We start from the raw sequence: 24,896 nt of genomic DNA, 5'->3' as shown, positions 1-24,896 counted from the left end.
GCTTCCGGCGGGTGCGGGGGTGGCCGGATCTGTGCGTTCCCGGGGGCGGTATGCCCCCCGCACATTGACAAACCGTCCATGCTGTTTTTTTATCGAGGGGTTCGGGTGCCGTGCCGGCCCGGGCGTCGGGCGGTCCCGGAGTGCGGGGCCGTGTGCCTGCTGTCGTGGCGGCCTCGTGGGGGAGTTGAGTGTGGACATCGAAGTGCTGGGTGCGCTGGCGGTGCGTGAGAACGGTGTGTCGGTCGTGCCGACGGCGCCGAAGCCGCGGCGGGTGCTGGGCCTGCTGGCCCTGCGCGCCGATCAGGTGGTGCCGGTGGCCGCGCTGGTCGAGGAGCTGTGGGGGGCGATGCCGCGGCGCAGTGCGCGCACCACCCTGCAGACCTACGTCCTGCAGTTGCGCGAGCTGATCGGCGCGGCGCTGGCCGCGCCGGGGCGGCGGCCGCAGGCGGGGGAGCGGGAAGGCGGGGGCGAGGGCGCTGGGGGTGGTGGGCGGCTGGGGGCCAAGGATGTTCTGGCCACCGTGCCGGGCGGCTACCGGCTGCGCACCCGGGGCGGCACGGTCGACCACCGGGAGTTCGGGCGCCGTGCGGGGACCGGTTACCGGGCGATGGACGCGGAGGACTACGCGGGAGCGGCCCGCCGGCTGGCCGGCGCGCTGGAGCTGTGGAGCGGGCCGGCGCTGACCGGTCTGCAGGCCGGCAGCCAGATCGGCATGGAGGCCCGCCGGCTGGAGGAGGCCCGGCTGTGCGCGCTGGACCAGCGCATCGACGCCGACCTGCGCCTGGGCCGCCACCGCGAGCTGCTGCCGGAGCTGACGGTGCTGGTCAACCAGCACCGGATGCACGAGAGCCTGCACGGCCAGTTCATGGTGGCGCTGCACCGCGCGGGCCGGCGCGGCGAGGCCCTGGACGTCTACCAGCGGCTGCGCTCCACCCTCGTCGCGGAACTGGGCCTGGAGCCCTCCGCGCCGCTGGGCCGCCTGCAGCGCTCCATCCTGACCGCCCGCCCCGACAGCGCCCCCGTGACCGCCCCCGCCGCCGGCACGGCCCCCCGGCTCACCGCCCGCCCGGCCTGACCTCACCCGGCTCACCGCCCGCCCGGCCCGACCCGCGTGCCCCGGCCCGCCCGCCCGGCCTGGCCCGGCGGGCGCCCTCGGTTGCGCCCCCGGCTCCCGGCCCCCGGCTTCCCGGGTCCTGGCCCCCGGGTCCTGGTTCCGGCTCCGAATCCCGGCTTCCGACTCCTGGCCCTCGACTCCCCGGCTGCGGCGCCCGGCTCCGGCCCCCGGAGCCTGGTCCCGGGCGCCGTCCCGTCCCCCTGGGGGTGTCCTCCCGGTGCCGGCCCCCCCGGGGGGCTGTCCTCCCTGCACCAGCCCGCCCTCCTCTTCCCGGGTACCGGCCCGGTCCGCCCGCCCCGGGAGCCGTCCGCCCACCGGACTCGTCCGCCCACCGGACTGCATGCCCCCGGACCGCACATGCCCCCGCACCGCATGCCCCGGAGGGAAGAGTCCCCGCCCTCCGGCAGGCGCCCCCGTCGCACTGCTGCCCGCCCCGGCGCGCGGACGGCCGCCGTCCCGGACGCGGGCCCCGGCCCGTGCCCGCCTCTCCCGCGACGCCCTCCCCGCTCCTCTCCCGGACGGTTCTCCGGACCCCATTGCAAAGAACCGTCCACCCGGTATATTTTGGCGGCGTCCGCACCCCTGGGACGGTCCGCCCGGCCCCGCAGAACCTGTGCCGGGCCGCGCCGGAAGAAGCCGCGAGAAGCCGTAAGAGGGCTGGCAGAGGCAGAACTGACAGGCAGGCTGAAGGCGGGAGAAGGGGAGGGCGGAGGGGGAGAGGCCGTGCCGCGCAGAGCACGGTGCGGCGCGGGATGCCGTCCGCCTCCTCCCGCCTCCGCCCTCCCCCTCCGTCGCCGTCGCCGTCTCGGCCCCTGCGCCCTGCTTCCGTCTTCGCACGGTGCTCCGGTGTTCCGGTCTCCCGGTGTGCTCCGGTGCTCGCCGGTGTCCTCCGGTTCCGGGTTTCGGTGTTCCGTCGGCGGCGGGTGCGGTGCTGGGAGGGCGTGGTCCGGGACGAGATGGGGGAGGCCGGGGATGTCGGGTGACGTGCGGGCGCAGGTGGTGGTCGTGGGCGGGGGGCCGGTGGGGCTGCTGGTGGCGTGTGAGCTGGCGGGGTACGGGGTGCGCACGGTGGTGGTGGAGGAGCGGGGCGGGGTGTCGGCCCGGCCCAAGGCGACCACGCTGCACGCCCGGGCGGTGCAGAGCCTGGTGCGGCGAGGGCATCTGGCCGGCCTGCCCGGGGGGCGGGCGGCGCCGGCGGCGACGCGCTGCGGGTTCCATTTCGCGGGGATGCCCGGGCTGGACATGTGCGCGCCGGCCCTGGAGCCGCCGCCGGTCCTCAAGTGCGAGCAGGAGCAGTTGGAACGGCATTTCGAGATGCGGGCGCGGGCGGCCGGTGTGGTGATCCTGCGCGGCCTGCGGGTGACCGGAGTGCGCCAGGGGCCGGAGGGGGTACGGGTCACGGCCCAGGGGCGCCGGGGGGCGGTGACCTGCACGGCCCGTTACGCGGTGGGCGCGGACGGGGCGCGCAGCACGGTGCGCGAGCAGGCGGGCTTCGCCTGCCGCAGCTACCCGGCCACGGTCTCCGCGCTGGCCGGCGACGTACTCCTGGAGGAGCCCGGCGCCCTGCGCCCGGGCTGGCACCGCACCGAACGCGGCTGGATCGTCGTCAAGAACGTCACGGAGCCTCAGGCCGTCACGCAGACCGGGGCCGCTATGGAGACCGGGGCCGTCACGGGGGCCGAGGCCGTCGGGGAGGCCGGGGGCGGCGTCGCGGGGGGCGGGGGTGTGCCGTCCGGTGCGGTCCGTCTGCGGACCCTCAACTGCTCGGGTGCGCACCGCGGGCGGCAGGTGCCGCCCACCCTGGAGGAACTGCGCCGGGAGGTCGCCTGGATCACCGGGCGGGAGGTCGCGATGGGGCGGGCGCGCTGGCTGAGCCGGTTCAGCGACTTCAGCCGTATCACCCGCTCCTACCGTGCGGGGCGGATCCTGCTGGCGGGGGACGCGGCCCATGTCCACTTCCCGATCGGCGGCCAGGGCTTGAGCGCGGGTGTGCTGGACGCCCTCAACCTCGGCTGGAAACTGGCCCTGGCCGTCCGCGGCGCCGCGGCGCCGGGCCTGCTGGACACCTACGACCTGGAACGCCGCCCCGCCGCGCAGCGGGTCATCGACAACACCCGCGCCCAGCTCGCCCTGATGCGCCCGGACGCCGGCCTGGACCCGCTGCGCACCCTGTTCGGCGAGCTGCTGGCACGGGGCGGGGAGGGCGAGGGCGGGGTGCTGGCCTCGATGGTCAGCGCCCAGGACACGGTGCTGCCCGCGCGCGCCCCCGATCCCTCGCCCTGGGAGGGACGGTTCCTGCCCAACACCGAACTGGCCACCGGGCAGGGCCGCACCGACGTGATCGGCCTGCTGGCCGCCGGCCGGCCGCTGCTCCTGCTGTCCGACGCGGACGGCGGCGGCCGCTGGGAGGCGCAGGCACGGCCGTGGGCCGGGCTGCTGCGGGTGGTGCGGGTCCAGGGGCCGGCCGCCCTGCCGGGCGGGGCGGTCCTGGTGCGGCCGGACGGATACGTCGCCTGGGCGGCCGGCGCCGGCCCCCTCGCCCCCGCCCTCGGCGCCTACTTCCGCCGGGACGCCGGCCGGGAACAGGAGCAGCCGGACACCCCCGCCACCGGGACGGCCCCCGCCACCGGGAGCGGGGCGGCCGCCGGCACCGCGACGCGGCGGCGGGACACAGGTGCGGACACGGACACGGACACGGACACGGATGCGGACACGGACACGGATGCGGGTGCGGGTGCGGGTGTGGTGGCCGGAGTGGGGGCGGGGGCGGGGGATGCGGCGCCGGGCGCGGTCAGGTGAGGGGGGCCTGCCCCGGCACGCCGACCGTGTCGTGGAGCTGCTCCTGGACCCGGGCGCCCCTGGTCTCGGAGAGGTCCACCGCGGCCAGCACCGGGGGGATCACGACGGACGGCAGCACGTGCCGCAGCAGGCCGGTGACCCGGCGCGGCAGGTCCTGGTAGCCGGACAGGGACCGGGAGAGGGCCTGGATTCCGGCGAAGGCCCCCACCAGGACGCCCGCGGTCTGGGCCGGCACCACGTGCGGCAGCAGCTCGCCGCGCTCCCGCGCCTGTTCCAGCAGGCCGGTGCCGACCTCGCCCCAGCGCCGGAAGGATCCGCCGCGGTCGAGCCCCTCGGCCTGCTGGTCGAGCGCGAGCCGCGCACCGGCCCGGACCACCGGGTCGGTGCGCAGCCGGTGGGCGTGCAGGACCACGGTGTCCACCAGTTGCTGGACGGCGCACTCGGGGCCCACCGCGGGCAGCCGGCCGTCCTGCTCGCGGATCACCCCCTCCGCCAGATCCTCCTTGGAGGGGAAATGGAAGTAGAGCGCACCGCGGGTCACCCCCGCCCGGGCGAGGATCTCGCTGATCGTCGCGGCCCGGTAGCCGCGTTCCTCGAAGACCCCGGCCGCCGCGGCGAGGATCGCCTGGCGGGTGAGGATCGCCCGGTCCTGCATCGCCGCCCCCGGTCCTCCGTGTCCGACGGGCCCGAAGGCCCAATAAAAACCGTCCAGTCCGAATCTTATCGTGTCCGGCCCCGCCCCGGCAGACCGAACACCCCGCACACACCGCACCGCCCCCGGACCCCGGCCCGCCCCCGCCCGGCAGACCCGCCGGCCGGGAAACCGGAAGAAACCGGATAACGCGCGGCGAACAGCCGTAAAAAGAACCCGCGGAAAGAACCTGCGGAAAGAACCCGTGGAAGAGGACGGGACGGGCAGCGGAAGGGGCGCGGGCGCGGAGGAACGCGGGAGAAAGGAGAAAGGGGAAAAGAAATGAGGAAAGGGAGAGGGGACAAGGCGATGCGGGAGCGGATGAGGGAGAGGGAGAGACGGGCGGGGGCGGAAGGGGCGGGGGAGGGACGGGTGGTGGGGCATGGGTGAGGACGGGCGGCGGGCGCTGCCGCGGGCCGGGCGCGGCCGGGACCCGGTGGTCCTGGTGACGGGCGCGACGGGGACGGTGGGAGGGGAAGTGGTCCGCGCCCTGCCCGCGGGCCTGCGGGTGCGGGTCATGACCAGGGACCCGGCGAAGGCCGCGGGGGTCTTCCCGGGGGCGGAGACGGTCGCCGGGGACTACACCGACCCGCCGTCGCTGGCCGGGGCCCTGCACGGTGTGCGCACGGCGTTCCTGGTCACCGCCCGCGTCGACGGCGGCGACGACGCGGCCTTCGTCGCGGCCGCGGTGAAGGCCGGGGTGCGGCGGGTGGTGAAACTCTCCGCGGCGGCCGTCCTGGACCCCGGGGCCGACGACCTCCTCACCCGCCGGCAGCGCGCGAACGAGGACCTGCTGCGCGGCTGCGGCCTGCAGTGGACCCTGCTGCGCCCGCGCGCGTTCATGTCCAACTCCCTGTCCTGGGCGGCCCCCGTCCGCCGCGAGCGCACCGTCCGCGCGCTGTACGGGACCTCGCCCAACGCCTGCGTGGACCCCCGCGACATCGCCGAGGTCGCGGTACGGGCCCTGACCGAGGACGGCCACGCCGGACGCGCCTACACCCTGACCGGACCGCAGGCCCTGACCGCCGCCGGCCAGACCCGCGAGCTGGGCCGGCTGCTCGGCATCCCGCTGCGCTTTCAGGAACTGACCCCTGATCAGGCCCGCGCCGCGCTGAGCGGACGCTACCCGCCCCCGGTCGTCGAAGCCCTCCTGGCGAGCGCGGAACGCCAGCGGGCCGGCGCCAAGGCCCACGTCGAGGACACCGTCCGCACCCTGACCGGCCACCCGGCCCGCTCCTTCCGGACCTGGGCCCGGGACCACCTCGAAGCCTTCACCCCGCCCCCGGACGAACCCGGCCCCCACCCACAGACGCCGTAACACCCGCCCCCCGGACACGGAACCGGCCCCCCCGATCCGCCCCCTCCGGCAGGCCCGGGGAAGCCCGGCCCCGGCACCACGGAGTCCCGGCCCCGCGACCGCGACCTCCCCTGCCCCCGAACCTCTCTCTCCTCCCGCGGCCCCCGGGCAGGGCCTCCCACCGGACCGACACCTGCCCGGCGGGCCGACTCCCGTACCACCACGGCGATACGGCACGGCGGAGAGCAGCACACACGGCACCCCTCCCCAGCCCCGCCGCGCAGGAAAGGAGAGGGCAGTGGGAGGGGAGTCGGAGGAGGGTGGGAGGAGGCGGGGGCGCTGCGCGTGCCGGAAGGCGGGCAGCAGTCGTACGACACACAAGGCACCCGCGGCCGGAGCGGGCCGCCCGCCCGGAACGGCGCCGCACCGGACACCGAAGACACACCCACCCGGTCCGCTCCCCGACCGAACGCCCAAGAGACACCTTCCCTCCCGGGGAACAGCGGCCCACTACGGCCCCGGAGACGGCCACCGCCGTATGGGTCCGCCCGTCCGCAGCCGCGCCCCCGGCCCTGCCCTCGGGGTCTCTGCGCCGGTACCCGCCTCTGGCCTCCGCCTGCTTCCCGCCCGTGTACGGCCCCGGAAGCGGCCGCCCGCGCACGACGCCCCGCCCGCCCGCCGCGGCGTCCCCAGCCTCTCCTCGAGGTCTCCGCCCCGATTCCTGCCCTGTGCCTCCGCCTGCTTCCCGCCCGTGTACGGCCCCGGAGACGACCGCCCCCGCACCACGCCCCGCTTGTCCGCAGGAGCCCCGGTTCCCGCACCCCCAGGCTCCCCCGTTATCTTCTTCGCGGTTCCGCAATGGGACCGCTGGCCTCCGGGCCCGGCATGGCTGTTCCCCCCTGTCGAACCGATGACCTGGGGGGTGGTGCCACCGGGCCCGGGAGGCGCCGTTGGAGACGCTGATGAGAGGTCCGACTACCGCCCGGCCTGGCGCAATGCCCGGCAGTACGCGGGCGGCAGGTCTGCATAACGTGGATGCGCGCATACGACGCCAACGCCCCGGCCAGCACGCACGACATCCGTTCGGGAGGACGGCGTGAACGACAACGACGACATAGGCGTCATCCTCGGCCTGGACGTCGGCAAGAGCACCCATCACGGACACGGACTCACCCCGGCCGGCAAGAAGGTCTTCGACAAACCCCTGCCCAACACCGAGCCGAAACTGCGGGACGTCTTCGAGAAGCTGAAGGCCAAGTTCGGCACCGTCCTGGTGATCGTCGACCAGCCCGCCTCCATCGGCGCCCTGCCACTGACGGTGGCCCGGGATGCCGGCTGCAAGGTCGCCTACCTGCCGGGCCTGTCGATGCGGCGGATCGCCGATCTCTACCCGGGCGAGGCCAAAACCGACGCCCGCGACGCGGCCGTGATCGCCGACGCCGCCCGCACCCTGCCGCACACACTGCGCTCGCTGGAGGCGACCGACGAGATCACCGCCGAACTCACGGTCCTCGTCGGCTTCGACCAGGATCTGGCGGCCGAGGCCACCCGCACCTCCAACCGGATCCGCGGCCTGCTCACCCAGTTCCACCCCAGCCTCGAGCGGGTCCTGGGACCGCGTCTGGACCATCAGGCTGTGACCTGGCTGCTGGAACGCTACGGATCCCCTGCCGCTCTGCGAAAAGCCGGACGCCGCAAGCTGGTTGAGGTGATCCGGCCCAAGGCCCCCAGGATGGCCCAGCGGCTGATCGACGACGTCTTCGACGCACTCGACGAACAGACCGTCGTCGTTCCCGGCACCGGCACCCTCGACATCGTGATCCCCTCCCTGGCCCGCTCGCTCGGAGCCGTCCACGAACAACGCCGGGCCACAGAAGCCCAGATCACAGTCCTGCTGGAGGATCACCCTCTTTCGAAGGTCCTGACGTCGCTGCCCGGCGTCGGCGTCAGGACCGCCGCCACCCTGCTGGTCACCGTCGGCGACGGCACCAGTTTCCCCACCTCCGCCCACCTGGCCTCCTACGCCGGCCTCGCCCCGACCACGACGTCGTCGGGCACCTCCATCCACGGCGAACACGCGCCACGAGGCGGCAACCGGCAACTCAAACGCGCGATGTTCCTCTCCGCGTTCGCCGCCCTGCACGATCCCGCCTCCCGCACCTACTACGACAAATGCCGGGCCCGAGGGAAAACCCACACACAAGCCCTCCTCCGCCTCGCCCGCCAACGCATCAACGTCCTGTTCGCGATGCTCCGCGACGGCACCTTCTACGAACCCAGAACCCCACGCCTCGCTTGACGAAAGACATAGAGGCACCCCCCGAGACCTCCCCGCCCCCTGCCCCGGGCTTCCGCCCCGCCCCCTGAGCACGCCACCACGACCCACGCCCGCCCCTCACCCGGAGCCGCCATCCCCTCCGGCAGTCCGCCCCCCCGGCAGTCCGCCATCCCACCCCTCCCCGGAGCACTGCCGTCTCAGGCGCACCCCGACCGGTCCTCAAGCGATCCCTCAGCGCTTCTCCAGTGGTCCGGCCGACGATGGCCGTGGGCCGCGAGGAGAGGAGTCAGGGGCCGGACCGGGGAAACGGCGGACACCGTAGGGCGGCGCGACCCGCCGGGCCCGGCGCCCGTGCCGGCCGCTCCCGCCCCGGTCACCGCCCCTCCCGCCCCCGCGGCCGGGCACCTCACAGCCCCGCCGTGCCGCCCCGCACGCGCGGGGCGGCACGGCGGCCGCGGGACTTTGCCGCGGCCGCCCGGCACGGGGCCGTGTCCACCGCGCCCCGAGGGGCCTTGCACCCGCAGGAGAGGAAACCTCATGGACGGTTGCTTCCGCTCTCGATGGGACCGGGGCGGATCTCCTCTCCTCCTCCCGGCTGTCCCGGAAACGGACCAGGGATGACGATGACGACCGCGGCGACCACGACCCCGACGGCGACCCCGGCGGCGACGGCGGCGGCGTTCGCGCCGCTCACGGCAGGGCCGGGCGGCATGCACGCGCACGTGGCGGAGCTGCACGCGATCAGGGCCCAGGCGATGGCCGGGCCGAGCGAGAAGGCGACGGCGGCGCAGCACGCCAAGGGCAAGCTGACCGCCCGGGAACGCATCGACCTGCTGCTGGACGAGGGTTCCTTCCAGGAGGTCGAGCAGTTGCGCCGGCACCGGGCGACCGGGTTCGGGCTGGAGGCGCGCAAGCCGTACACGGACGGTGTGATCACCGGCTGGGGCACGGTCGAGGGCCGCACCGTGTTCGTGTACGCGCACGACTTCCGGATCTTCGGCGGGGCGCTGGGCGAGGCCCACGCCACGAAGATCCACAAGATCATGGACATGGCGCTGGCGGCCGGCGCCCCGCTGGTGTCGCTGAACGACGGCGCCGGCGCCCGTATCCAGGAGGGCGTCTCCGCGCTGGCCGGCTACGGCGGCATCTTCCAGCGCAACACCCGGGCCTCCGGCGTCATCCCGCAGATCTCCGTGATGCTCGGCCCGTGCGCCGGCGGCGCCGCCTACAGCCCGGCGCTGACCGACTTCGTGTTCATGGTCCGCGGGACCTCGCAGATGTTCATCACCGGCCCCGACGTCGTCAGGGCGGTCACCGGCGAGGAGATCACCCAGAACGGCCTGGGCGGCGCGGACGTCCACGCCGAGACGAGCGGCGTGTGCCACTTCGCCTACGACGACGAGGAGACCTGCCTCGCCGAGGTCCGCTACCTGCTGTCGATGCTCCCGCAGAACAACCGGGAGGCACCCCCGCGGGTGCGCACCGCCGACCCGGCCGGCCGGCGCGGCGAGATGCTGCTCAGCCACGTCCCGGCGGACGGCAGCCGCCCCTACGACATGACCGCCGTCATCGAGGAGATCGTCGACGACGGCGAGTACCTGGAGGTCCACGAGCGCTGGGCCCGCAACATCGTCTGCGCGCTGGCCCGCCTGGACGGCCAGGTCGTCGGCATCGTCGCCAACCAGCCGCAGACCCTCGCCGGCGTCCTGGACATCGGGGCCAGCGAGAAGGCCGCCCGGTTCGTGCAGTTGTGCGACGCCTTCAACATCCCGCTCGTCACCCTCCTGGACGTGCCCGGCTTCCTGCCCGGCGTCGACCAGGAGCACGGCGGCATCATCCGCCACGGCGCGAAACTCCTCTACGCCTACTGCAACGCCACCGTGCCGCGCATCTCGCTCGTCCTGCGCAAGGCCTACGGCGGTGCCTACATCGTCATGGACAGCCAGGCCACCGGCGCCGACCTCACCTACGCCTGGCCCGCCAACGAGATCGCCGTGATGGGCGCCGAGGGCGCCGCCGGCGTCATCTTCCGCCGCCGCATCGCCGAGGCCGCCGACCCCGAGGCGATGCGGCAGAAACTGGTCAAGGAGTACCGGGCCGAGCTGATGCACCCCTACTACGCCGCCGAGCGCGGCCTGGTCGACGACGTCATCGACCCCGCCGCCACCCGCGAGGTCCTCATCCGCTCCCTCGCCATGCTCCACAGCAAGCACGCCGACCTGCCCTCCCGCAAACACGGCAACCCCCCGCAGTGACCCCCGCCCCCGCCCCGCCCCCGGGGGTCCCTCCGGGCAGCACCCCCCCCGTGAACAGCACGATCGGTCTGTTTACGGCGTCCGACGGCGCCCGCGCAGCATCCGCACGGCGTCCGTGCGGCGTCCGGGAGTGCCCGCCGCAACCGTGCGACGGCCCCCTCCGGCGCGGCGGCCCGCCCCGCACCCGGCCGGCACCCCGGCCCGCCGCCCCGGCCCGGAGAACCCCGGTCCGGGAGAATCCGCAGCTCACCGACGGTCCATCGGCGGCCCGGCGCCGGATCGTCGGCGGCTCGCGGGGTACTGCCGGGGGAGTGGTGCCGGTCCGGCTGCACGATGCATCAAAACAGCGCAAGCGGTTTGGTATTGACAAACCGTCCGGACTGTTTTGTACTCGGGGTACCGGATGACGGCACACACCCACCGAGGGGGCGACGGCGTGCAGATCGACGTACTGGGCACATTGGATGTCAGGGAGAACGGGGTGTCGATCGCTCCGACCGCGCCGAAGCCGCGGCAGGTCCTGGCCCTGCTGGCACTGCACGCCGACCGGGTGGTGCCGGTGGCGGCCCTGGTCGACGAACTGTGGTCGGGCCGCCCGCCGCGCAGCGTGCGCACCACTCTGCAGACCTACGTCCTGCAACTGCGCGAACTCATCACCCTCGCCCTGCGCAGCCCCGGCCCCGACACCGGCATCGGCGCGGGCCCCGGCTTCGGCCCGGCGTCCGCCGCCCCGCCCCCCTCGTCCGGCCTGCCCGTCCCGTCCGTCCCGTCCGGTCCGTCGGCTTCGCCTGCCGGGTCCGTGCGGCGCGGTGCCAAGGACGTGCTGGCCACCGTGCCCGGCGGGTACCTGCTCGTCTCCGGCGGCGGGACCAGCGACGTGCGGGAGTTCGAACGCCTCGCGGGGCTGGGCTACCGCGCGATGGACGCCGGCGAGCACAAGGACGCCTCCCGCCTGCTGGGCGAGGCGCTCCTGCTGTGGACCGGCCCGGCCTTCGCCGGCGTGCCCGCCGGGGCCCGGCTGGAGACGGAGGCCAGGCGGCTGGAGGAGAGCCGGCTGTGCGCGCTGGACCAGCGCATCGAGGCCGACCTGCGGCTGGGCCGCCACCGCGAGCTCCTCGCCGAACTCACCGTGCTGACCAGCCGCTACGCCACCCACGAGAACCTGCACGCCCAGTTCATGCTGGCCCTGCACCGCTCCGGCCGGCGCGGCGAGGCCCTCGACGTCTACCACCGGCTGCGCACCACCCTGGTGCGGGACCTGGGCCTTGAGCCCTCGCCCCGGCTGCGCCGGCTGCAGCAGTCGATCCTGGTGGCCGCCCCCGAGACCCCGCCGCCCGCCCCGTCGCGGGCGCCCGCCGTCCTCGCGCTGCCCGCCGCCCGCGCCCGCGCCGGCGTCCGTCCCGTGTGAAGCGGCCCGCCGGCGGCGGGAGCTGCCGGCGGGCACGGTGGCGCGATTGCGGCTGCGGCGCGGCACGGGGAGTGGGTAGCCTCGGACGGAACACCTAAGTTACCGACTGGTAACCGATTTTTCGCCGGTTCGAGGAGCCCCTTCATGCAACTCGTCGCGATCATCGTGTCGCTGGCCCTGACCGGGGCCGGCTTCGCCCTGTTCGGCCGTGCCCTCTTACGGATCCTCCGCTTCGTCCGGCTGGGCCAGGACGTGCCCGCGGGCCGGCGCACCGCCGATCCCTGGCGGCGCACCGTCACGCTGGCCAGGGAGTTCGCCGCCCACACCCGGATGAACCGCTGGGGCGTCATCGGCGCGGCGCACTGGTTCGTGGCGGTCGGCTTCTACGCCCTGCTCATCACCCTCGTCAACGCCACCGGCCAGCTCTTCCGGCCGGACTGGCTGCTGCCGGTGATCGGCGAGTGGACGCCCTACAACGTCCTCGTCGAGTTCCTCGGCACGATGACCGCCCTGGGCATTCTGGTCCTGATCGCGGTCCGCCAGCTCGGCAGGCCGGGCCGGCCGGGCCGCAAGTCCCGCTTCGCGGGCTCCAGCTCCGGCCAGGCGTACTTCGTCGAGGCCGTCATCGTCATCGTGAGCGTGTGCATCGTGGTGCTGCACGCGCTGGAGGGCGCCCTGCACCACGTCGACGGCTACGAGGCCTCCTTCTTCGTCTCCTACCCGCTGGTCGCCCGGTTCCGGGAGATGGACCCCGCCACCCTGCGCAACCTCGTCTACCTCTTCGCCTGCCTGAAGATCACCACCTCCTACGTGTGGATGATCACCGTCTCGCTGAACACCGACATGGGTATCGCCTGGCACCGTTTCCTGGCGTTCCCGAACATCTGGTTCAAGCGCAACGCGACCGGTGAGACGTCCCTGGGTGCGCTGCTGCCGATGACGTCGGGCGGCGAGCCGATCGACTTCACCGACCCGGGTGACGACGACGTGTTCGGTGTCTCGCAGGTCGAGCAGTTCTCCTGGAAGGGCCTCCTGGACTTCTCCACCTGCACGGAGTGCGGGCGCTGCCAGTCGCAGTGCCCGGCCTGGAACACCGGCAAGCCGCTCTCCCCCAAGCTGCTGATCATGTCCTTGCGGGACCACGCGCACGCCAAGGCCCCCTACCTGCTCGCGGGCGGCGGCAAGTCCATGGAGGGCGAGGAGAAAGCCACCGCGGAACAGCTCGCCGGAGTCCCCGCCGCGGCCCTGGCGGAGGCCGAACGCCCGCTGGTCGGCACGGCGGAGGAGAACGGGGTCATCGACCCGGACGTCCTGTGGTCCTGCACCACCTGCGGCGCCTGCGTCGAGCAGTGCCCGGTGGACATCGAGCACGTCGACCACATCGTCGACATGCGCCGCTACCAGGTGATGATCGAGTCCGCGTTCCCCTCCGAGGCCGGCACGATGCTGAAGAACCTGGAGAAGAAGGGCAACCCCTGGGGCCTGGCGAAGAAGCAGCGCCTGGAATGGCTCAAGGAGGTCCCCTTCGACATCCCGGTCGTCGGCCGCGACATCGAGGACCTCACCGAGGTCGAGTACCTGTACTGGGTCGGCTGCGCCGGCGCCCTGGAGGACCGCGCCAAGAAGACCACGAAGGCCTTCGCGGAACTCCTCCACATCGCGGGCGTGACGTTCGCGATCATGGGCGGTGACGAGAAGTGCACCGGCGACTCGGCACGGAGGCTCGGCAACGAGCCGCTGTTCCAGGAACTGGGCATGGAGAACGTCATGGCCCTGAACACGGCGTTCGGCGAGGAACTCGACGACGACGGCAAGGTCGTCGCGGAGTCGGCGAAGCCGAAGTCGGCGAAGAAGATCGTCGCGACCTGCCCGCACTGCCTCAACACCATCGGCAACGAGTACCCGCAGCTCGGCGGCGACTACGAGGTCATCCACCACACCCAGCTCCTCCAGCACCTCGTGGATGCGGGCAGGCTGGTCCCGGTGACGCCGGTCGAGGGCATCATCACCTACCACGACCCCTGCTACCTGGGCCGCCACAACAAGATCTACACACCCCCGCGCGAGATCATCGCCAGCGTCCCGGGCCTGCGCAACGAGGAGATGCACCGCCACAGGGAACGCGGCTTCTGCTGCGGCGCCGGCGGCGCCCGCATGTGGATGGAAGAACGCATCGGCAAACGCATCAACAACGAACGCGTCGACGAAGCCCTCTCCCTGAACCCCGACATCGTCTCCACGGCCTGCCCCTTCTGCCTCGTCATGCTCACCGACTCCGTCAACGGCAAGAAGAACGACGGCACCGCCAAGGAATCCATCCAGGTCCTCGACGTCGCCCAGCTGCTCCTCGACTCCGTCAAAACCCCGGCAGGCCCGGCAGGCCCGGCAGGCATGGCAGGCATGGCCGGCATGGCCGGTCCGGGCGGTCCGGATGTCCCGGAGGGTGCCGTGGAGCCGGAGTCCGCCGTGTAGGGGTGGCGGGGGGAGTGTCCGGGGACGAGCGGGGGCCGCCTGTGGCGGCCCCCCAGCCGTTGACCAGCGATGTTCGTGCCTGCTTCGTGCCCGCATATATGAAACCGCTTATGCGGTTTGTTAGTCTGTCGGGTGCGGTTCCTGCCCCGCCGTGCCCGTGCCGGCCTGCGGCTTCGCGTGTACGGCGGCCTTCCGTGCCGGGTCTGTGCGCGGAAGGGGGCGGGGGAGGCCGACGTCCCGGTGCCCAGGAGGCAGCACATGGTCAAGCAGGAGCGGGCCGCACGCACGCGGCGTTCGCTGATCGAGGCCGCGTCCGAGGTGTTCGCCGAGGCCGGTTTCGCCCCCGCGTCGCTGGCCGCCATCAGCGCGCGGGCCGGGGTCAGCAACGGGGCGCTGCACTTCCACTTCGCCAACAAGAACATGCTCGCCGAGGCGGTCGAGGCGCAGGCCGCCGTGGCGGTGTCCGAGATCACCGGGGCGGCCGGCCGGCGGCAGGGCGAGTCCCTGCAGGCGGTGGTGGACGCCACCCACGGCCTGATGGACGCCCTGGCGCGGGATGTCGTGGTCCGCGCCGGTTTCCAGCTCGCCGGCGACAGCGCCGCACGTCCCGCCCCGTCCCCGCACGCCGGTCCGGGCCCGCGTGCGCAGTGGCAGCACTGGGTCGAGGACAGCCTGCGCCGCCTCGGGCACGGCGGCGCGCTCGCGCCGGGGGTGTCCGGGGCGGACGCCGCCCGGGTCGTCGTCGCCGCGACCGTGGGCCTGCAGGTCCTCGGCGCGGCGGACGCCTCCTGGCTGCGGCGGCACAACGTCACCCGGCTGTGGGAGGTGCTGCTGCCGCGTCTCGCCCACCGGCGGGAGCTGGGCACGCTGGTGTCCTCCGGCACCGGCCCGCCCGGCGCCGCAGCGGCCCGGGCACGGACACCGTCCACCGGGCGGTGACAGCAGAGCCGCCCCCGGCCCGCCGGGCAGGCTGGCGGAGACGGCACAACAGCCGCCCGCCGACGCCTCCGGCCGCCGGCCCTGCGCTCCCCGACCCGCCCCGGAATTCCCGGACTTCACCGCCCCGCGCACGTCGGCGGGCCGGGGGGAGCGGAGGAAGGGGGCGGGCGGTGCGGGGGAGTTGCGGGTGGCCGGCCGGCGTCCGGTGGACGGGATGTCGTCCGCGTCCCGTGCTTCTTGGCCGGCCCCGGATCCCTGGATCCCCGGACGTCGCCGCACCGTGCGCCGGCAGGCCGGGAAACGACGGAAGAAGGAAGAGGGGGCGAGCGGGCGGGCGCGGGGGAGCGGGTGCCGTCAACCGGCGTTTTACGGAGGGGATTTCAGGGATGCCGGTGCATTTGTTCCGGCGGGTTTTCCCGGGTTTCCCTCCGGCGGACCGGCCCTTCGGTGCTGCCCGCCAAAGGGGCGTTGAGGACCGCTCGAAGGCCGCTGAAGGAACCCGCGCCTCCGGTGCGGGGGCGGCTAGCGTGCAGATTCACCGACGCATTTCCGCCATCGGGAGTGCCCCACGACGAACGGAGGAAACCATGGAGATTCAGGTTCTGGGTCCGCTGTGTGCCGCCGTGAACGGGGACTCGATCGTCCCGACCGCCGGAAAACCCCGGCAGGTGCTCGCCCTGCTCGCGCTGTACCCGGGCCGCGTCGTGCCGGTGTCGACGCTGATGGAGGAGATCTGGGGGACGGAACTGCCGCAGAGCGCGGTGACCACGCTGCAGACCTACATCATGCAGCTGCGCCGCAGCCTGGGCACGGCCATGGGACCCGGCGCCCCGGGCGGCGCGAAGAACGTGCTGGCCACCCGGCACGGCGGCTACCTCCTGCAGGTGCCGCCCCAGTCCGTGGACGTGCACACCTACGAACGCCTCATCACCGAGGGCCAGGAGGCCTTCGAGCAGGGCGAGGACGACCGCGCCGCCCGCTGCTTCCGCCAGGCCCTGGCCCTGTGGCAGGGGGCGGCCCTGGTGGACGTACGCCTGGGCCCGGTGCTGGAGATCGAGGTGCTGCGGCTGGAGGAGTCACGGCTGGTGACCGTCGAGCGGCGCATCGACGCGGACCTGCGGCTGGGCCGGCACGCCGAACTCATCGCCGAACTCACCGACCTCGTCGCCCGCCACCCCCAGCACGAGGGCCTGCACGCGCAGGCGATGCTGGCCCTGTACCGCTCCGGCCGGCAGGCCTCCGCCCTCGACGTCTACCGGCGGTTACGCAGACGGCTGATAGAGGAACTCGGCGTGGAACCCACACCGCAGCTCCAGCGCCTGCACCAGGCCATGCTCGCCGTCGACCCGGAACTCGACGTGATGGCCGGCCCGCGCCGCGGCTCCACCTTCGACCGCTACGCCGCCTAGGACTTCCCGCCCCGGCACCGAGACCGGCACCGAGACCGGCACCGAGACCGGCACCGAGACCGGCACCGAGACCGGCACCGAGACCGGCACCGAGACCGGCACCGAGACCGGTGCCGAGACCGGTGCCGAGACCGGGGCAGGGGCCGGGGCAGGGCCCCCCGGGGGCAGGGCCGGGTGCCGGTTCCCCGCTCCCGCGCCCTCGGGCCGGCCGACGTAAAAACGGGGGAGACGGCGCAGACGGCGGACAGTCGGCGGAGACGGCGGGCGGATGCGATGCGCCCGGCCGGGCCCGGTCCGTGAAAGACGCCGCCACCGCCCCGCCCCCGCCCCGCCCCGCTCCGCTCCGTTGCGCCCGGCCCGGACCGGCCGCCGTTGAGGAAATCCCGTACGACGGGGGCGGGCCGGGGTCCTGTGGCCGCCCGCACCCGCAACGCCCCGCACCCCCGCACCTCGCATCCCGTGCCCCCGGCCGGGAGGGGGCCGGGCTCGGGCCGTTCTCGAGTGGGGTTCGAGGGCGTGTGGCGATGCTGGCGGTGCTCGGATTCCGCCCCGCCGCCGTGCCGCCTGCGTGGTGCCGGGAACGGGCACACAGGAGGATGCCATGCCGGACGAACCGCCAGTGCGGCTGCACTGTTTCGCACACTCCGCCGAGGGCGTCTCCGTCTTCGACCACTGGGAGGCGAGCGTGGGACCCGGCGTGCAGCCGCTCCCGGTCCTCCTGCCGGGCTGCGCCCCGCGGCGCGCCGAGCCCAGGGTGAGCACGCACCGGGCGCTGCTCGCCGACGTGCTGCCCCGTTTCACCGGCCCGCACCCGGGCCCCTACGTCCTGTACGGGCACGGGTTCGGCGCGATGCTCGCGCTCACCGTCACCCGCGCCCTGCACGAGGCGGGTCTGCCGGGCCCGGCGCTGCTGGCCGTCGGCGCCTGGCCGCCGCCGCGGCTGCCGGCCGGCCTGCCCGACGCCCGCCGGGCCACGGACGCCGAACTGCTGCACGTCCTGGGCGGCCGCGGCGCGGTGCCGGCCGGCAGCGACGAGGGGATCTGGCTGCGGGCCGTCCTGCCGGTGCTGCGCGCCGACCTGGCGCTGGCCCAGTCCCTGCACGAGGCGGTCCGCAGGCCTTGTCCGCAGGGCCCGCTCACCACCCCGGTCCTCGTCGTCGCCTCCCGGGACAACCCGCTGGCCGCGCCCCGGGCGGGGGAGGGCTGGCAGCGCTGGACCCGCGGCCCCGTCCGCTCGCGCACCGTCCCCGGCCGGCACTTCTTCGTCCGCGGCGGCCGTGAACTGCCCCGGCTGCTGGGCCGGGCCTGCCGTGTCGTACGCCGCCTCACCCCCGAGCCCGCCCCCGTCGGCTGACCCCGCCGGCCGGCCCCGGCCCCGGGGGCGGCTGCCGGAAGAGAAGAAGCGAAGAAGAGAAGAGAGGTGTCCGGGATGGCTGGTGAGCGGGACGGCGGAGCGGTCCACCGCATACAGGTGGCCGCGCCCGCCGGTGTGGTCTACGCCGTGTTGGCCGATGCGGCGCGACTGCCGCTCTACTTCGCCCCGAGCGTCCATGTGGAGCGCCTGGACGGCGACGGCGGGCGGGAACGCCTGCGGATGTGGTTCCTGGTGGGCGGCCGGCTGGAGTCGTGGACCTCGTGGCGCGATCTGGACCCGGTGGAGCGCCGTATCGAGATCCACCCGGAGGGAGGCCCCGGCTCCCCGCTGGAGCCGATGCGCGGCGTGGTCAGCATCCGCGACCGGGGCCCGCACGCCAGCGAACTGGAACTGCGCTACGGCTTCGCCGCCCGCCCGGGCCTGCCCGCCGGCGCCCTGTGGCCGGGACGGGTCGCCGACCTGAACATCCGCACCCAGCTCACCCAGTTGAAACGGTTCGCCGAACGGTGGAGCCGCCTCGACGACCTGGTGCTGTCCTGCGAGGACTCGATCCGCGTACAGGGCCCGGCGGAGCTCGCCTACGACTTCCTCTACCGGGCCGGGGACTGGCCCGAGCACGTCGCCCACATCAGCGCGGCCCGCCTGCGCGAGGAGGCGCCCGGCATCCAGCACCTGACCCTGCGCACCCCGGCCGGCGACGGCGTGCACACCAGCGAATCGGTACGGATCTGCTTCCCGCACGCGGGCCGCATCGTCCACAAGCAGACCACGCCGTCCCCGCTGCTGGCGGCCCACACCGGCGAGTGGTCCCTCACCGAGGACGAACGGGGGGCGACCCTCACCTCGCGGCAGACCGTCGTGCTGTGCGAGGAGGACATCACCGCGGTCCTGGGCGACGGCGCGAGCCTGGCCGACGCCCGCCGGCAGGTGCGGGCGGCCCTCGGCCGCGACTGCCGGCACCTGCTCACCCTGGCCAGGCAGCACGCGGACAGCGCCGTGCGCATGCTGGTGCCCCCCTCCCGCCCCGTCTGCTAGAGAACGCCTCGAGCCGGCCCCCGGCCCGCCGCCGGGCACCGGTACCGTGACACCCGCCCCGTCCTCCGCCCGTCCGCCCGTCCGGTGTGCGGCCGCGGAGGGCCGCGGCGCCTGCGCCGGGACGGCCGGCACCGTCCGGCGGCGACGGGGGCATCCGCGCGGGACACGACGCCGCCCCGCCGCCCATCGTCGGCCGCCGGCCGCGCACTCCGCGCATCCCCGGCGGGCCGCACTGCCGTCGTTCTCGGGACCTGCTCGCACCCCGCTGCACATCCGCTCGGGGAAACGGACTCCGGGCGCACAGGGCCATTAACGTGCTCATCTCGACCGTTGTGGACGCAGGCAGGCCAGGAGGCCGTCATGGCAGAGAGGCAGCACGGCCCGGACCGGCCCCCGTGCACCCGGCCCCGCACCGCCCGCGTCACCCCGGCCGGGACCCCGCAGAACCCGCAGAACCCGCCGGGTCCGTGTGCGGCGGGCGGGCCGGCCGGGAGGAGCCCCGCAGGTCCGCCCGGCGCCCGCAGAGAGGAGACAGAGGGGAACCGGCCTCCCGTACCGGCCCGCACACCCCCGGACAACACCATGACTGCCAACCCCTTCCCGCACGCGCCGACCGTGGTGGTCCTCGGCCCCGTCCCCGGCTTCCCCGCCCGCACCGCGCCGTGGGACCTCGAACTGCGCGGACCCTTCGACGCCGCCGCACTGCACCACCTCCTGCGCCGGGCCGCCGCCGACGGGCAGGACCCGGGCACCGGGACCCACCGGCTGCTGCGGCACGCCCCCGACCACCACACACTGCGGTGCACGGCGACCGCGGACACCCCGGCCGCCGCCGTGGCGGGCCGCACCGCCGATCTGCTCACCACGGCGGCGTACGGCCACCCGCTCACCCCCGCCCAGCGCGCGCTGCTCACCCGCAGGGCCGCCCACGGCTACGAGGCGCTCTTCCTCGAAACCGCCGCCGGGACGGACGCGGAGACGGTACGCCGGGCCCTGCACACCGTCGTGGCCGCCCACCCGCACCTGTGCTTCCGCCTCGACACCGCGGCCGGCCGCCTGACCGGCCCGGCCGGACCGGGCGGCCAGGACCTGCTGACGGAGGGACAGTTCACCGACGAGGCCGGCTTCACCACGGCCGTCACCGCACTGGCCCGCACCCTCGACGCACCCGCCGGCATCCACCTGCGCGCCCTCCTCGCCCGCGACCACCGCCCCTCCCGCCCCCACACCGACCGCCTCGCCCTCCTCACCCACGAACTCACCGCGGACCCCACCTCCTGGCGAATCCTCCTCACCGACCTGACCCGGGCCCTGGGGCCGGCGGCGGTCCGGGGTCCGGCGGTGTCCTTGGGCCCGGCGGTGGCTCTGGATCCGGCGGTCGCCGGCCCGTCCACGACCGCCGGCACGGCTGCGGCCATCGGCTCGGCCACGGTCCCTTGCCCGGCTACGGCACGGGGTCCGGCCGAGGCCCCCTTCCCGGCTGCGGCCGCCGGCCAGGCTGCGGCTCCTTCCTCGGCTACGGCGCCCGGTCCGGCCGCATCCCTCGGCTCGGCCACGGCCTCCTCCCCGGCCCCGGCGGCAGACCCGGAACCGGCGCCAGATCAGGCCCCGGTCCCCGGCCCTGAGGTCCCCCCGGACACGGTGCCCGGTCCGGCTGCGGGCCTCTCCTCGGCCCCGGCCGCCGGTTCGGGTGAGGCCTTCTCCTCGGCTGCACCGGTGCCCGGTCAGGCCGGGGTCTTCCCCTCGGTCCCGGCCGCCGACTCGGGCGTGACCTCCTCCCCGGCTGCACCGGCGGCCGGCCCGGCTGGGGCCTTCCCCTCGGTCACGGCGCCGGGACCGGCCTCGGTCCTCTCCCGTGCCTCGGTCCGTACCGAGGCACGGGCGCAGTGCGCGGGCGACGGCGTGGCCGACTGGGTCGCGGGCCTGCGCGAGTTGGCCCGCGACCCCGCCGAGGCCCGTCACTGGAGCCTGGTCGCCGAGCGCAGGTCCCGCGCGGCCGCCTCCCGCTCCGCCGCCGGGCTGCCGCCCCGGCCGGGCGGGACGGCCGACGCCGTAGCGTCACCCGGCACCGCCCCGCTGCCGACCTCAGGCACCACCACCCCGGGCAGCGGACCGGACACCGCCCCGGACATCGCCGCCCCGCCGTCTGCCCTGGAGACCGGGTCGGGTACCGCGGCAGACACCGGGTCGGGTACCGGGCCGGAAACAGGGCAGGGTGCCGTCTCGGGCAATGGGCCGGGTACCGCGTCCGCGTCAGACACCGCGCCGGGTGCTGCCCCGGGAACCGGGCCAGGCACCGCCGCCTCACTGCCCGCTCCGGAAGCCGGGCCGGACACCGCCCCGCCGCCGCCCCTGGGCACCACCACCCCGGACACCGGACAGGGCACCGGGCCGGAAACCGCCTCGGACACCGGACGGGACGCCGCCCCGGAAGCCGGGCCAGGCACCGCCGCTCCACTGACCACCCCGGGAACTGGACCGGAGCCCGCCCCACTGCCCACCCCGGAAACCGGATCAGGCACCACCCCGGAAACACCCGCGCCCCCTGCCCCGAACCCGGCGCACCGCACCGGCTTCACGCTGGACGAGGAGCGGACCGAGCGGATCACCCAGCACCTGGCCCGGCGTCTCGCGCTCACCGCGGAGCAGGTGCTGACCGGTGTGTTCGCGCTGGCGCTGGCCCGGTGGCAGCACACCGACGAGGTCGGGTTCGACGTCTACGGCGATCCCCGGAGCGGTCACCCGGGCCTGTGCCGCCACGTCGGCCGGCTCACCGATGTCCACCCGGTCCAGCTCACCCTGGATCCCGGCCCCGACGCCCTGGGCCAACTGGCCGCCGCGGCAGGCTTCCTGGCCGCCGGCGCCGGGAAGGCCGTAGGCGGCGCCGGCTTCGGGGCCTGCCGTGAGTTCAGTCCCGATCCGCTGCTGCGCGCCACCCTGCGCGAACTGCCTCCCGCCCCCACCTGCCTGGTCCTGCACGCCCCGGACGAGGCGCCGTACGGCCCGGACGAAGCACTGCCCGCCCCGGCCCACCCCGTCCCCGGCCTGCCGGGACACCGCGCCCACCGCCTCCAGGCACACGCGCAGATCACCGGCGGCCGACTGCGCCTCACCCTCGACTGGTTGCCCGATGGGCACACCGACGCCCCGCCGGCCACCGGTCCCGCCACGCTCTCGGTGACCGACGGTCTACCCGACTTCCCGGGCGCCGACGGCCTCACCACCTCTTCGCCGGCCGACGGCGGGGCCGACCTCTCGGCGTCCGCCGACCTCACCGGCAGCCCGGCGTCCGCCGGCCTCACCGACCCCTCGGCGTCCGACGGCCTCCTCGACGCCCCCGGGGCCGAGGACTTCACCACTCCTTCGGCGTCCGCCGACGGCGTCGGGATCCCGGCGTCCGACGCCCCGGCGTCCACCGGCCGTACCGCCCCCTCGGCGGTCGCCGGCCTGCCCGACTCCGCGGACACCGACGACCTCACCACCCCCTCCGAGGCCTCCGGCGTCACCGGGACCTCGGCGACCACCGCCCTCCCCGGCCCCCCTGCGACTCCCGCCCTCCCCGCTCCCGCGACACCCCCACCCCCTCGGCGACAGCCCTCGCCCCCCTGCTGCAAGACGTACTGGAAGAACTGGCCGCCACCGCCACCGCCCCGATCCCGTCCGCGTTCGCGCCCACCGCGCAGCAGGCGGCCCTCTACACCGGGGGCGACGCGCAGCCCGGTACCGGCCGGCATGTCGAGCAGCTCGTGTGGGTCTGGCACGGGCCGCTGGACGCCGAACGGTTCGGGGCCGCCTGGCAGTCGGTCTTCGACTGCGAGGCGGTCCTGCGCACGGCGTTCACCGGGGCGAACCCGCCGCGGCTGATCGTGCACGGCCGGGTCGTCCCGGACATCACCCACAAGATCCCCGCCGGCGGGGACTGGGCCCCCTTCCTGGAACGCGACCGGCTGCGCGGCTTCGACCTGCGCTGCCCCGGCCCGCTGCGCCTGACCGTGCTGGAGACGGAACAGGCCCCGCCCGCCGCCCCCGGCGCGCCCGTCCGGATCGTGCTCACCTACCACCGGGCCCTGCTCGACACCTGGTCCGCGCACCTCCTGCTGCGCACCTTCTACCGGGCCTACCTCGCCGGAGGCACCCTGCCCGGCGGCGAACGCCGGCCCGACCTGCGCGACTACACCGCCTGGACCGCCGCCCAGGACCCGCGGCCCGCCCGGGCCCTGTGGGCGCGCTGGACACCGCCCGGCGCCGCCCCCGCGGCCTCCCGGCCGGGCCGCCCGGGCGGTCCCACCGGCCTGAGCGGGGTCGGCCGGGCCCGGCTGCGCCTGGACGCCGCCGAGACCGTCCGCCTCGCCCGCTGGGCCGCCGCCCGGGGCACCGCGGAGAGCAGTGTGCTGCAGGCCGTCTGGGCGATGCTGATCCACCGTGCGTCCGGCGCCACCGGACCGGCCCCGGTGTGCTTCGCGGTGACCGTCCCGGGCCGGGGCATCGCGCTGGACGGCGCGGCCTGGCTGCCGGGCCCGCTGCGCAACCTGCTGCCGATGTCCCTCGAGGTCGACCCGGCCGACACGGTGTCCCGGCTGCTGCGCCACCTGCGCGACCGCGCCCTGGACATGGCCGCCTACGAATGGCTCCCCGCCGACCCGCCCCCCACCCCCACCCATGCCCATGCGCAGGCCGGGCCGGACGCGGACCGCGCCGAGACCGTCCTGGTCTTCGAGGACCCGCCGCACCCGGTGCAGGGCCTGGAGAACGAACTGGCCGCCCACGGCATCCGGGCCGAGTTCCCCGGCACCGTGCCCGCCCGCTCCGTGCTGCCCCTGGCCCTGCTCGCCCACCACGACAGCACCGGCGGCCTCGTCCTCACCGGCGTCCACGACCGGGCCCTCCTCGACGAGGCGGCCGCCGCCGAACTGCTGGTGCAAAGCGCCCTGCTGCTGCGCGAACTCCCCCTGGGAGCAGACGAGTTCACCACCGTCGCCCAGGTCCTGAAACTCCTCGAGGGCCGCGCCGTACCCCCCATGGCCGACCCTTCGACCACCGGCCCGGCCGACCCGGCCACCCTCACCGACCCGACCAGCGGTCCCACCGACCCGGCCGGCGCTCCCGGCTCCACCGGACCCGCCGACCCCTCGGCCACCGGTCTGCCCGGCCCGGCCACCACCACCGACTCAGCCCCCGCCCCCGGCTTCACCGGTCCTGCCGACACCCCGGTTGGTTCGGCCACGGACCTGCCCGGTCCGGCCGCCGCTACAGACTCGGCCGGCACTCCCGGCTCCATCGGTCCTGCCGACCCCCCGGCTGGCTCGGCCACCACCACCGGCCCAGCCGCCGTTCCTGGTTTCACCGGGCCAGCCGACCCCCCGGCCGCCGGTCCGGCCATCGCCCTGCCCGGCCCGCCCGGCCCGGGCACCCCACTGACCCTCCTGCGCGCCGCCCGCCACCGGCAGGCGGGCACCATCTGCCTCGTCCCGCCCCCCGGCGCACCGCCCACCTGCTACGACCTGCTGCCCCCCGCCTACCCCGGCCCCCAGGAACTGCTGCTCCTCACCACCCCCACCGTTCCCGCCGACAGCGCCGCCGCCCTGGCCGCCCGCACCGCCGGCCGGCCCCTGCTGCTGGCCGGGTTCTCCGGGGCCGGCACGGTGGCCTGCGACCTCGCCCGCCGTCTGGCCGCCGCCGGCGGACGCCGCCCGCCCCGGGTGGTCCTCACCCCCGCCCCGCCCGGCGAACGCGAACGCGCCCGCGTCCTGGCCCGGGCCCTCCAGGACGCCACCGCACCACCCCCATGACCGGGGCCCCGCCACCCCCGAACACCCACCGCACC

The 24,896-nt window shown here is 75.3% G+C and carries 14 protein-coding genes; 13 read left to right on the top strand and 1 reads right to left on the bottom strand.

Annotation, left to right across the window (positions count from 1 at the left end; all coding sequences use genetic code 11):
* The first annotated feature begins 190 nt into the window (after positions 1–190).
* Together OG223_RS01060 and OG223_RS01055 are read left to right on the top strand one after the other, a co-directional pair.
* Positions 191–1,075 carry an AfsR/SARP family transcriptional regulator gene (locus OG223_RS01060; protein WP_329241001.1) on the top strand — a complete coding sequence of 295 codons (885 nt, stop codon included), beginning with the start codon at positions 191–193 and terminating at the stop codon, positions 1,073–1,075.
* 1,011 nt (positions 1,076–2,086) lie between these two features.
* Positions 2,087–3,913: an FAD-dependent monooxygenase gene (locus OG223_RS01055; RefSeq protein ID WP_329240999.1), complete on the top strand. Its 1,827-nt coding sequence runs from the start codon at positions 2,087–2,089 to the stop codon at positions 3,911–3,913.
* Here OG223_RS01055 and OG223_RS01050 read toward each other — a convergent pair.
* Entirely contained in the window at positions 3,906–4,568 is a 663-nt protein-coding gene (locus OG223_RS01050) for a ScbR family autoregulator-binding transcription factor (protein ID WP_329240996.1), read from the bottom strand. The genes OG223_RS01055 and OG223_RS01050 overlap by 8 nt on opposite strands.
* 472 nt (positions 4,569–5,040) lie before the next feature.
* Here OG223_RS01050 and OG223_RS01045 point away from each other — a divergent pair, with 472 nt between their 5' ends.
* The 11 genes from OG223_RS01045 (at position 5,041) to OG223_RS00995 (ending at position 24,861) form a co-directional block, all read left to right on the top strand.
* The gene (locus tag OG223_RS01045) at positions 5,041–5,922 is read left to right on the top strand and encodes an NAD(P)H-binding protein (RefSeq protein ID WP_329265071.1); all 882 of its coding nucleotides are present in this window, start codon (positions 5,041–5,043) and stop codon (positions 5,920–5,922) included.
* A gap of 1,075 nt (positions 5,923–6,997) precedes the next feature.
* Positions 6,998–8,200: an IS110 family transposase gene (locus OG223_RS01040; RefSeq protein WP_329240994.1), complete on the top strand. Its 1,203-nt coding sequence runs from the start codon at positions 6,998–7,000 to the stop codon at positions 8,198–8,200.
* 701 nt (positions 8,201–8,901) lie between these two features.
* Complete coding sequence (locus tag OG223_RS01035) at positions 8,902–10,434, top strand: acyl-CoA carboxylase subunit beta (RefSeq protein WP_443073826.1); 1,533 nt, start codon at positions 8,902–8,904, stop codon at positions 10,432–10,434.
* Positions 10,435–10,870: 436 nt separating this feature from the next.
* Positions 10,871–11,842 (top strand): AfsR/SARP family transcriptional regulator, encoded by a 972-nt coding sequence (locus OG223_RS01030; protein WP_329240991.1) that lies wholly within the window; start codon positions 10,871–10,873, stop codon positions 11,840–11,842.
* A 144-nt stretch (positions 11,843–11,986) separates the two neighbouring features.
* Positions 11,987–14,314 carry a (Fe-S)-binding protein gene (locus OG223_RS01025; protein ID WP_329240988.1) on the top strand — a complete coding sequence of 776 codons (2,328 nt, stop codon included), beginning with the start codon at positions 11,987–11,989 and terminating at the stop codon, positions 14,312–14,314.
* 258 nt (positions 14,315–14,572) lie between these two features.
* Entirely contained in the window at positions 14,573–15,253 is a 681-nt protein-coding gene (locus tag OG223_RS01020) for a ScbR family autoregulator-binding transcription factor (RefSeq protein ID WP_329240986.1), read from the top strand.
* 587 nt (positions 15,254–15,840) lie between these two features.
* Positions 15,841–16,662 carry an AfsR/SARP family transcriptional regulator gene (locus tag OG223_RS01015; protein WP_200691952.1) on the top strand — a complete coding sequence of 274 codons (822 nt, stop codon included), beginning with the start codon at positions 15,841–15,843 and terminating at the stop codon, positions 16,660–16,662.
* A gap of 601 nt (positions 16,663–17,263) precedes the next feature.
* Entirely contained in the window at positions 17,264–18,016 is a 753-nt protein-coding gene (locus OG223_RS01010; RefSeq protein ID WP_329240981.1) for a thioesterase II family protein, read from the top strand.
* A gap of 75 nt (positions 18,017–18,091) precedes the next feature.
* Positions 18,092–19,072: an aromatase/cyclase gene (locus OG223_RS01005; protein ID WP_329240978.1), complete on the top strand. Its 981-nt coding sequence runs from the start codon at positions 18,092–18,094 to the stop codon at positions 19,070–19,072.
* Positions 19,073–19,654: 582 nt separating this feature from the next.
* Positions 19,655–22,936 carry a hypothetical protein gene (locus tag OG223_RS01000; RefSeq protein ID WP_329240975.1) on the top strand — a complete coding sequence of 1,094 codons (3,282 nt, stop codon included), beginning with the start codon at positions 19,655–19,657 and terminating at the stop codon, positions 22,934–22,936.
* Positions 22,819–24,861, top strand: a complete 2,043-nt coding sequence (locus tag OG223_RS00995) for a condensation domain-containing protein (RefSeq protein ID WP_329240972.1) — start codon at positions 22,819–22,821, stop codon at positions 24,859–24,861. The genes OG223_RS01000 and OG223_RS00995 overlap by 118 nt, the downstream gene beginning before the upstream one ends.
* Positions 24,862–24,896 lie beyond the last annotated feature (35 nt).

Source organism: Streptomyces sp. NBC_01478, assembly GCF_036227225.1.
In the GTDB taxonomy this organism is placed as follows: Bacteria; Actinomycetota; Actinomycetes; order Streptomycetales; family Streptomycetaceae; genus Streptomyces.
Note: the sequence above shows the minus strand (reverse complement) of the source record. Positions and strands in the feature narration are given on the sequence as shown.

Coding starts and splice junctions, on each gene's coding strand:
- OG223_RS01055 (WP_329240999.1), top strand. CDS start 2,087: ATGTCGGGTGACGTGCGGGCGCAGGTGGTGGTCGTGGGCGGGGGGCCG.
- OG223_RS01015 (WP_200691952.1), top strand. CDS start 15,841: ATGGAGATTCAGGTTCTGGGTCCGCTGTGTGCCGCCGTGAACGGGGAC.
- OG223_RS01010 (WP_329240981.1), top strand. CDS start 17,264: ATGCCGGACGAACCGCCAGTGCGGCTGCACTGTTTCGCACACTCCGCC.
- OG223_RS01000 (WP_329240975.1), top strand. CDS start 19,655: ATGACTGCCAACCCCTTCCCGCACGCGCCGACCGTGGTGGTCCTCGGC.
- OG223_RS01005 (WP_329240978.1), top strand. CDS start 18,092: ATGGCTGGTGAGCGGGACGGCGGAGCGGTCCACCGCATACAGGTGGCC.
- OG223_RS01050 (WP_329240996.1), bottom strand. CDS start 4,568: ATGCAGGACCGGGCGATCCTCACCCGCCAGGCGATCCTCGCCGCGGCG.
- OG223_RS01025 (WP_329240988.1), top strand. CDS start 11,987: ATGCAACTCGTCGCGATCATCGTGTCGCTGGCCCTGACCGGGGCCGGC.
- OG223_RS01020 (WP_329240986.1), top strand. CDS start 14,573: ATGGTCAAGCAGGAGCGGGCCGCACGCACGCGGCGTTCGCTGATCGAG.